Below are 9,060 nucleotides of genomic sequence, written 5' to 3'. Positions count from 1 at the left end.
GTAATGAATTGACTGTGCCGAATAACTACAAGTAGTTAAACGTATTGGTCACTCAGTTCATTGAAATCAGTTTTGATTCCGAAGAATCTGTTTTATCTAACGATAAAACGTTTTGATATTCATCAACGAGTGCCCACACAGATTGATAGGTTTAAATTGTTAAAGAGCTTTTCCTTTTTGAGCTTCGCTCAAAACGGACGGCCATTTTAGCGATTTAAGTTTTAGTGTCAACCACTATTTTCAAAACTTTTTTCAAGCGCTTAGCTTGGCTAATTTGACCTGCTGATTCGTTTTCGCTTTTGAAACCAAAGCTTCGAAGCCATCCCGTGTCAGCGAGGTGGCATTATAGAGATTTCGATCACACTGGCAAGCCCTTTTTGAAGTTTTTCTCGTTTTTTTATTCGTTCGATTAAAAAGAGCACAAAACGCCTCAAAAGTAGGCTTTTCTCTTACATCTCTTGCAGTTTCTTAGAGAATAAAGAGACTTTTTCCCAGTTCGTGTACTCAACTTCCTTGGTTGTATCCGTTTCTCCACCTGTCATATTCATAATGAAGCGAATCATCGTTTTATCGAACCAGTTATAACGTGGGTAATAGAGGGCACCAGCAAATACACCGATTAACGTCGGCTGCCACGGAGACTTTATAAGAAACTTCTTAATATAGGCGCTACCTTCAGGAGTATCTTTGCCTTGGTCTTCTTTACGAGCTGTTAAGTTAACGCAAAAGAAAGCAACTTTGTTTGATTGCAACTGAGCAAGGTTGGCATCAATAAACTGATATAGCTTCTTATTAAGGTGGCCGTAACGAATAGATGCGCCAATCAAAACTCGGTCGTATTGAGCAAAGTCGACATTACCAACGGTGTGCAGATCTTGAAGCTCACATTCGAACTCATTCATTTCTTCTTTTACATAGTTCAAGATTTTCTTGGTCTGCCCTTCACGGCTTGAATACAAAAATAGAGCTTTTGCCACAATATGTCCTTAGCTACGCCAAAACGTAGGGGTCAATAAAATTAATAATGTGAATATCTCTAAACGGCCAAACAGCATGGATACGATTAACACCCATTTGGCCTTGTCATTCACATCGCCGAAGTGCATTGCCACTTCACCTAAGCCTGGACCAAGGTTATTCAATGTTGCAGCTACAGCAGAGAAAGCGCTTAGCTCATCCATCCCCGTAGCAATAAGAGCCAACATACAAACCACAAAAACTAATGCGTATGCAGAGAAGAAGCCCCAAACCGCATCAACGACACGTTGTGGTAGCGCCGAACCACCAACCTTGATGGTATAGACAGCACGCGGGTGAACAAGACGCTTCATTTCACGAGCACCCTGTAAAGTAAGCAGTAATATTCGAATGACTTTCATACCGCCACCCGTTGAACCTGCACAACCACCTATAAAAGAAGAGAACAGAAGCAACACAGGTAAGAATAGCGGCCACTCAGAGAAACCGGTGGTGGTGAAGCCTGCGGTTGTTGAAATAGATACTGTCTGGAACAAGGCTTGATCGAAAGCATCATAATACGAATCGTAAGAGTGATGATTCAGCAGTAATAAGAAACAAACTAAGAACAGGACGACTTGAATAAAGATAAAAGCGCGAAACTCAGGGTCTTTCCAGTAATATTTAGGATGCACGCCACCAGAAGCAAATGCCGCAAAGTGAAGAGAATAGTTACATGCAGATATAAGAAGGAACACGACCGTAATCATGTTGATAGCAGGGCTATTGAAATAACCCATACTTGCATCGTGAGTCGAGAACCCACCAATCGCAATAGTTGAGAAACTATGACTGATGGCATCAAAGAAACTCATGCCTGCAAGCCAAAATGCCATCGCACAAGCAATAGTTAAGCTTAAATAGATGTACCAGAGCGCTTTTGCCGTTTCAGCAATACGCGGGGTCATCTTACTGTCTTTTACTGGACCCGGTATTTCAGCACGATATAGCTGCATACCACCGATGCCCAGAACAGGAAGGATGGCTACCGCCAATACGATGATACCCATACCACCAAACCATTGCAGGAATTGGCGGTAAAATAGAATTGCTTTAGGGAGATCATCGAGGCCAACAATTACGGTTGCACCTGTCGTTGTTAATGCAGAAAACGATTCAAAAAAGGCATCAGTAACGGAAACGCTCGGATTATCCGCGATCAAAAACGGCAACGCACCAGCACTACCGATTACCGTCCAGAACAACACCACAATGAGAAAGCCATCTCGCGCCTTCAATTCATGTTTATAGCGTCGGTTTGGAAACCAGCAAGTTGCTCCACAAAATAATAGAACGAAGAAAGTCGTCACAAATGGCACACCCGCACCATCTCTATAGATCAGTGCGACGAGCGCAGGTGCGAGCATTGATACACTAAAAAGTGCTAATAATAATCCGACGATTCGAATGATTGAGCGAAATTGCATGAGCTATTGAACGAAGCGAAATGCTTCACACTTCCTAGTTGTCTTTGACTTTCGTTACCAGTGCCTTAGCACCGCTTTTATTGATCATGGTTTGGGTAAACGAATCTACCTGAAGGAGCTCTATTTCAATAATAAGCTCAACTTGAACACCATAATCCGCTTGGACTTCAACAGCCTGATGCTGAGCCATAATGGATTGCGCGATTGGCACAAAACCATAGTCTAACTCTAGCCGTAATTTTGTGGTTATTTTTTTCTCGATAGTTTGAAGCAGCTTGAGAGCTTGTTGCACTCCACCACCGTAAGCCTTTACTAGGCCACCCGTTCCAAGCTTGATTCCGCCAGAATAACGAGTAACAACAGCCGTCAGTTCACCAACACCAGAACCAGACAGTTGCGCCAAGATAGGCTTACCCGCAGTACCAGATGGCTCTCCATCATCACTAAAGCCCCACTTCATCGAGTCTTCAGGTCGCCCTGCAGCAAAGCCCCAACAGTTATGTCGCGCTGAAGAATGCTCTTTTTTTACCTGTTCAACGAACTGCTTAGCAGCTTCTACACTTGGAGTATGAGCAAGATGAGTAATAAAAACGCTCTTTTTTATCTCTTCTTCAAATAAAGCCGACGCTGACGGTATTAAATAGGGCTGTTCATTCATATCGTTAACTTAATTATTAAGAGCGGCGAAGTGTATCACGCGTGAATAATAAGGGTTAGAGGATCTGTGCTGTCGCACAATGTTAAACAATTGTTTAAAAAATGTATTGAAATTAATCAAGCAGAGGTACAGACTAGAATAACTGGTCTTACCAGGTGCTCTACAATAATAGAAAGATAACAAGATTCTCTCAAACAATCGTGGATTGTATGTCATGGAGATAGACAATGATTTACCAAGCTAACACCCTACAGGTAAAGGAATTACAAGATGGTATTGCGGAATTAAACTTCTGTGCACCGGCATCTGTAAACAAACTCGACCTTGCAACTTTAGAATCACTAGATAAAGCGTTAGATGCCCTTAATGCTCACGCAGGATTACGTGGTTTAATCTTAACTTCAAACAAAGACGCGTTCATTGTGGGCGCAGACATCACTGAATTTCTTGGCCTATTTGCTAAGCCAGAAGCAGAACTTGATGAATGGTTAAGATTCGCTAATTCAATCTTCAGCAAGCTCGAAGACCTTCCTGTCCCAACTCTTTCAATGATGCGTGGCCATGCCCTTGGCGGCGGCTGTGAATGTGTACTCGCTACCGATTTCCGTATCGGTGACAAGACCACCAGCATAGGTCTACCAGAAACCAAACTTGGCATCATGCCTGGTTTTGGTGGTTGTGTGCGCCTACCTCGTGTTATCGGTGCTGACAGCGCGATGGAAATTATCACTCAAGGCAAAGCATGCCGTGCAGATGAAGCGCTTAAAGTTGGCTTGTTAGATGCGATTGTTGAAACAGACCAACTACTAGAATCAGCGATCAACACGGTTTCTTTGGCAGCCAATGAGAAACTTGATTGGCAGCTACGCCGCAAACAAAAAACGTCAGCGCTTTCACTAAGCAAACTAGAAGCGATGATGAGCTTTACCATGGCTAAGGGCTTAGTGGCTCAAAAAGCAGGGCCTCACTACCCAGCTCCGATTACTTCTGTGATTGCAATTGAAGAAGCAGCGCGCAGCGATCGCGATGCGGCGTTAGACATCGAACGCAAACATTTCGTTAAGCTAGCAAAATCTGAAGAAGCGAAAGCACTGGTTGGCCTGTTCTTAAATGACCAATACATTAAAGGCTTAGCAAAACAGGCTGGTAAGTCTGCGAATAAAGCAACTGAACGCGCAGCAGTACTTGGCGCTGGCATCATGGGTGGCGGTATTGCTTACCAGTCAGCATTGAAAGGCGTGCCAGTGATGATGAAAGACATCGCACAAGCGTCTCTTGATCTTGGTATGAACGAAGCTTCTAAGCTGTTGAATAAACGCTTATCACGCGGTCGCCTAGATGGGTTCAAGATGGCAGGTATTCTGTCTTCTATTACTCCAAGTCTACATTATGCAGGTGTTGAGCAATCGGATGTGATTGTGGAAGCGGTTGTAGAAAACCCTAAAGTAAAAGCGGCAGTTTTGAGCGAAGTGGAAGGTCTGGTGGGTGAAGACACGGTTCTTACATCAAACACCTCAACGATTCCAATCAACCTGTTAGCGAAATCTTTAAAGCGCCCTGAAAACTTCTGTGGCATGCACTTCTTTAACCCAGTACACCGCATGCCTTTGGTTGAGATCATCCGTGGCGAACATACTTCAGAAGAAACCATTAATCGCGTAGTCGCTTACGCAGCGAAAATGGGCAAATCCCCTATCGTTGTTAATGACTGCCCTGGCTTCTTCGTAAACCGTGTACTTTTCCCTTACTTTGGCGGTTTCAGCATGTTGCTACGCGACGGTGCTGACTTCACTAAGATCGATAAAGTCATGGAGCGCAAGTTCGGTTGGCCAATGGGCCCTGCGTACCTATTAGATGTTGTTGGTTTAGACACAGCACACCATGCCCAAGCAGTAATGGCGCAAGGTTTCCCTGAGCGTATGGGTAAAGAAGAGCGTGATGCGATTGACGCGCTTTATGTCGCTGAAAAATACGGCCAGAAGAACGGCAGCGGTTTCTACACGTACAGCGTAGACAAACGTGGTCGTCCTAAGAAGACCTTCTCTGAAGACATTCTTCCTATCTTGGCTGACGTATGCCAACAGCCACAAGACTTTGATGACCAGACCATTATCCAACGTGTGATGATTCCTATGATCAACGAAGTGGTGCTTTGTTTAGAAGAAGGCATCATCGCGACACCGCAAGAAGCGGATATGGCACTGGTTTACGGTTTAGGCTTCCCTCCATTCAGAGGCGGCGTATTCCGCTACTTAGACAGTGTGGGTATTGGTAACTTCGTTGAAATGGCGAAGAGCTACCAAGACTTAGGTGCAATGTACCAAGTTCCTCAACTATTGCTTGATATGGCAGCGAAGGGCGAAAGCTTTTACGACGGTCAACAAGCCAGTTCTCTGTAACCCACATTTGGAAAAGGAATAGCAAAATGAAAAATGTAGTTGTTGTTGATTGCCTTCGTACCCCAATGGGACGTTCCAAAGGTGGAGCTTTCCGTCACACTCGTGCTGAAGATCTATCTGCACATTTGATGAAAGGCATTTTAGAGCGCAACCCAGAAGTAAACCCTGTCGAGATTGAAGACATTTACTGGGGTTGTGTACAACAAACGCTAGAGCAAGGCTTCAACGTTGCACGTAACGCTGCTTTGCTTGCTGGCCTACCGATTGAGATTGGTGCGGTAACGGTCAACCGTTTATGTGGTTCATCTATGCAAGCTTTGCATGATGCAACTCGCTCTATCATGGTTGGCGATGCTGAAATCTGCCTGATCGGTGGTGTCGAACACATGGGTCACGTACCAATGAACCATGGTGTTGATTTTCACCCTGGCATGTCTAAACACGTAGCGAAAGCTGCCGGTATGATGGGCCTAACCGCTGAGATGCTAGGCAAAATGCACGGTATTAGCCGTGAAGACCAAGATGCCTTCGCCGCTCGTTCACATGCTCGAGCTCAAGCAGCAACAGTAGAAGGTCGTTTCAAGAACGAAATCCTGCCAACCGAAGCTCACGCAGCAGACGGCTCTCTGTTCACTCTGGATTACGATGAAGTTATTCGCCCAGAAACAACAGTTGAAGGTCTATCTCAGCTGCGTCCTGTATTCGACCCAGCAAACGGAACGGTAACAGCAGGTACTTCATCAGCACTATCTGATGGTGCCTCTGCAATGCTTATCATGAGCGAAGAGAAAGCCAACGCACTTGGCCTGAAGATTCGCGCTCGCGTGAAGTCGATGGCTATCGCTGGCTGCGATCCTTCAATCATGGGTTACGGCCCAGTACCAGCAACTCAAAAAGCACTGAAACGTGCAGGCCTAACCATCGAAGATATGGGTGTGATTGAGCTAAACGAAGCGTTTGCTGCTCAATCTCTTCCATGTGCTAAAGATCTCGGTCTATTGGATGTAGTTGACGAGAAAGTTAACCTTAACGGCGGTGCGATTGCTCTTGGTCACCCACTAGGCTGTTCTGGTTCTCGTATCTCGACGACGCTAATCAACCTGATGGAAGCGCAAGACGTGAAATACGGCTTGGCGACCATGTGTATTGGTTTAGGCCAAGGTATTGCAACGGTATTTGAACGCCCATAGCGATCACTGGTTTTAATACTTGTAGGGTAATCTTTTGTGCAGCTATATTTATATAGCTGCACTTTTTATTACTTGGCATCCAACAATGCATCGATTGCGTTCAGCGAACTCAGCGAGAGAAAAACCAACACTGATATCTATGCACAAAACGCATAGATTCAATGTTGATGTTTCATTATTTTTTCTCGGATGATTCAACTAAAGTTACTTCAGTTTCCTAATATTCCTCCTACGGAGCAGATCATGTTTAAAGCACTTGTACTAAACCAAGAAGACAAAAAAACTATCGCATCAGTTTCTCAAATTGATGAGTCTCAATTACCAGAAGGTAACGTGAAAGTTGATGTGAGCTACTCTTCTTTGAACTACAAAGATGGTTTGGCGATAACAGGTAAAGGGCGCATTGTTCGCAACTTCCCTATGGTTCCTGGCATTGACCTTTCTGGCGTGGTTTCACAATCTGATGACCCGCGCTACAAAGCAGGCGACGAAGTTGTTCTAACGGGTTGGGGTGTTGGTGAAGGTCACTGGGGTGGCATGGCTGAGAAAGCCAGCCTAAACGGTGATTGGTTAGTGCCAATGCCAGCGGGTCTAGACGCTAAGAAAGTCATGGCGATTGGTACCGCTGGTTTCACCGCTATGCTTTGTGTGCAAGCTATCGTAGATGCAGGCATCAAACCAGAAGACGGTGAAATCCTAGTAACGGGTGCTAGTGGCGGCGTAGGCAGCGTGTCTATTACGCTGTTAAACCAACTAGGCTACAAAGTAGCAGCGGTTACTGGCCGAGCTTCAGAAAATGGCGAGCTTCTAAAATCACTAGGTGCAACACGCATTGTAGAGCGTGCTGAATTAGAAGAACCAGCGAAACCACTTGAGAAACAACTGTGGGCTGGTGCTATCGATACAGTAGGTAGCAAAGTACTTGCGAAAGTATTGGCACAAATTGATTACAACGGCGCGGTTGCAATGTGTGGCCTAGCAGGTGGTTTTGATTTACCAACTACAGTAATGCCATTCATTCTACGTAACGTTCGCCTACAAGGTGTGGATTCCGTAATGTGCCCTCGTGAAAAACGTATTAAAGCGTGGGAGCAACTGGCTGAACTACTACCTGAGTCTTTCTACGGCCAAGCGACTAAAGAAGTGCCTTTAGATGGCGCAATTCAAGCTGCAGAAGACATCACTAACGGTCAAATCACTGGTCGCGTAGTCATTAAACTATAGATTCTCAAACATAAAGTTATCAAACCTTAAGCAACAGCTTTAGGCTTGGATAACCCAAAACAACAAAGGGCTGATTTTTATCAGCCCTTTTGCGTTTTTGTTATTCGGGTCTAGTGAGCCCAGACTCAGTCCTAGTTAACCCAAACCGACATCCGCAATTCGTTTTTGAATCAGCTCACCACACTCTTCTTTTACCACTCTTCTTAACCACTGTTGTGAAGCAGAAGAATCACATCGCGAGTGCCAGATCAGTGAGTAATCAAACGGCATAAATTCAAATGGTAATGGCTTGACGACTAAGTCATAACGCTCTGCCACCAAGTAAGCCAAATCAGCAGGTACAGTAATCACCAACGGCATTCTATCGACAATCGCCAATGCCGCTTCAAGGTGATAAGCACGCAGCACCATTTTTCGTGGTTGTTGATTGGCTAAGGCATTGTCTAATAAAGCCTTAACACCATCACTGATCGCAATCATCGCGTGCGGGAGTGATACATAGTCTTCAAGGTTTAAAGGCTTATCGGCTAATGGGTGATTCTTAGATAACAGGCACGACACACCGACCGGCCCCAATACATCTTGATGAAGTGGTGCAACGCTGCCACTCGGGCGACAAATAGCCATATCGACACGTTCGGTGCTGAGTTGCTTAAACAAATGCTCATGCTGCAATGGTGCAAACTCCAAAGAGATGTTCGGCGCTTGCTCATAAATCTTCGGCAGAGCATAAGGCAAGATGGTTTGCATCGCGTAGTCAGTGGTCGCAATCAAAAAGCGCTCGCTGCAATAGTAAGGATCGAAATCACTCGGGCTAAGAAGTTGGCGGAATGATTCTAAAGGTTGGTCAATGCGCTGGCTGATCTCGAGTGCTTTCTTGGTGGGAATAAGGTGCTGACCTTGGCGTGTAAACAGGGGATCGTTGAGTAGTTCTCTTAAGCGCCCTAATACTCGGCTAGTTGCCGATTGGCTTAGGTTAAGACGAAGCGCGGCTTGACTAACACTGCCCTCTTCAATCAATACCTTTAAGGCGACCAGTAAATTCAGGTCTCTACGATAGATGTCTTCTAATTCCACGCCACTTACCTAGCTGTATACAATTATCATTGGTCACTAAGTTGTTTATAGCATGCTTTAGATAAAAA

7 protein-coding genes are annotated in these 9,060 nt (G+C 45.0%); 3 read left to right on the top strand and 4 right to left on the bottom strand.

Annotated elements, in window-relative coordinates; translation table 11 throughout:
- Nucleotides 1-449: 449 nt before the first annotated feature.
- Genes hemG through AB4589_RS21655 form a run of 3 tightly spaced genes read right to left on the bottom strand, consistent with a single transcriptional unit; the run spans nt 450 to nt 3,102 of the window.
- A complete protein-coding gene (gene hemG, locus AB4589_RS21665; RefSeq protein WP_371709767.1) occupies nt 450-977 on the bottom strand; it encodes a menaquinone-dependent protoporphyrinogen IX dehydrogenase in 528 nt (175 codons plus the stop codon).
- 9 nt (nt 978-986) lie between these two features.
- Nucleotides 987-2,444, bottom strand: coding sequence for a TrkH family potassium uptake protein (locus AB4589_RS21660; RefSeq protein WP_017096585.1), 1,458 nt, complete (start codon nt 2,442-2,444; stop codon nt 987-989).
- Nucleotides 2,445-2,478: 34 nt separating this feature from the next.
- A complete protein-coding gene (locus AB4589_RS21655; RefSeq protein WP_004736669.1) occupies nt 2,479-3,102 on the bottom strand; it encodes a YigZ family protein in 624 nt (207 codons plus the stop codon).
- 227 nt (nt 3,103-3,329) lie between these two features.
- On the opposite strand from AB4589_RS21655, the gene fadB reads away from it, so the two are divergent.
- From fadB to AB4589_RS21640, 3 genes are all read left to right on the top strand, one after another.
- Complete coding sequence (fadB, locus tag AB4589_RS21650; protein ID WP_372101666.1) at nt 3,330-5,501, top strand: fatty acid oxidation complex subunit alpha FadB; 2,172 nt, start codon at nt 3,330-3,332, stop codon at nt 5,499-5,501.
- A gap of 26 nt (nt 5,502-5,527) precedes the next feature.
- The gene (fadA, locus tag AB4589_RS21645) at nt 5,528-6,691 is read left to right on the top strand and encodes an acetyl-CoA C-acyltransferase FadA (RefSeq protein ID WP_017058821.1); all 1,164 of its coding nucleotides are present in this window, start codon (nt 5,528-5,530) and stop codon (nt 6,689-6,691) included.
- Nucleotides 6,692-6,934: 243 nt separating this feature from the next.
- On the top strand, nt 6,935-7,915 hold the full coding sequence (locus tag AB4589_RS21640; RefSeq protein ID WP_017099656.1) for an MDR family oxidoreductase: 981 nt from the start codon (nt 6,935-6,937) through the stop codon (nt 7,913-7,915).
- A 135-nt stretch (nt 7,916-8,050) separates the two neighbouring features.
- Here AB4589_RS21640 and AB4589_RS21635 read toward each other — a convergent pair whose 3' ends face one another.
- Entirely contained in the window at nt 8,051-8,992 is a 942-nt protein-coding gene (locus tag AB4589_RS21635; RefSeq protein ID WP_017099657.1) for a LysR family transcriptional regulator, read from the bottom strand.
- Between the last annotated feature and the right edge of the window lie 68 nt (nt 8,993-9,060).

The sequence above is a fragment of the Vibrio sp. 10N.222.49.A3 genome (assembly GCF_041475145.1).
In the GTDB taxonomy this organism is placed as follows: domain Bacteria; phylum Pseudomonadota; class Gammaproteobacteria; order Enterobacterales; family Vibrionaceae; genus Vibrio; species Vibrio tasmaniensis_A.
Note: the sequence above shows the minus strand (reverse complement) of the source record. Positions and strands in the feature narration are given on the sequence as shown.

What these genes read in the sequence shown, in the direction of transcription:
- AB4589_RS21640 (WP_017099656.1), top strand. Translation starts at nt 6,935, where the DNA reads ATGTTTAAAGCACTTGTACTAAACCAAGAAGACAAAAAAACTATCGCA.
- AB4589_RS21655 (WP_004736669.1), bottom strand. Translation starts at nt 3,102, where the DNA reads ATGAATGAACAGCCCTATTTAATACCGTCAGCGTCGGCTTTATTTGAA.
- fadB (WP_372101666.1), top strand. Translation starts at nt 3,330, where the DNA reads ATGATTTACCAAGCTAACACCCTACAGGTAAAGGAATTACAAGATGGT.
- AB4589_RS21660 (WP_017096585.1), bottom strand. Translation starts at nt 2,444, where the DNA reads ATGCAATTTCGCTCAATCATTCGAATCGTCGGATTATTATTAGCACTT.
- fadA (WP_017058821.1), top strand. Translation starts at nt 5,528, where the DNA reads ATGAAAAATGTAGTTGTTGTTGATTGCCTTCGTACCCCAATGGGACGT.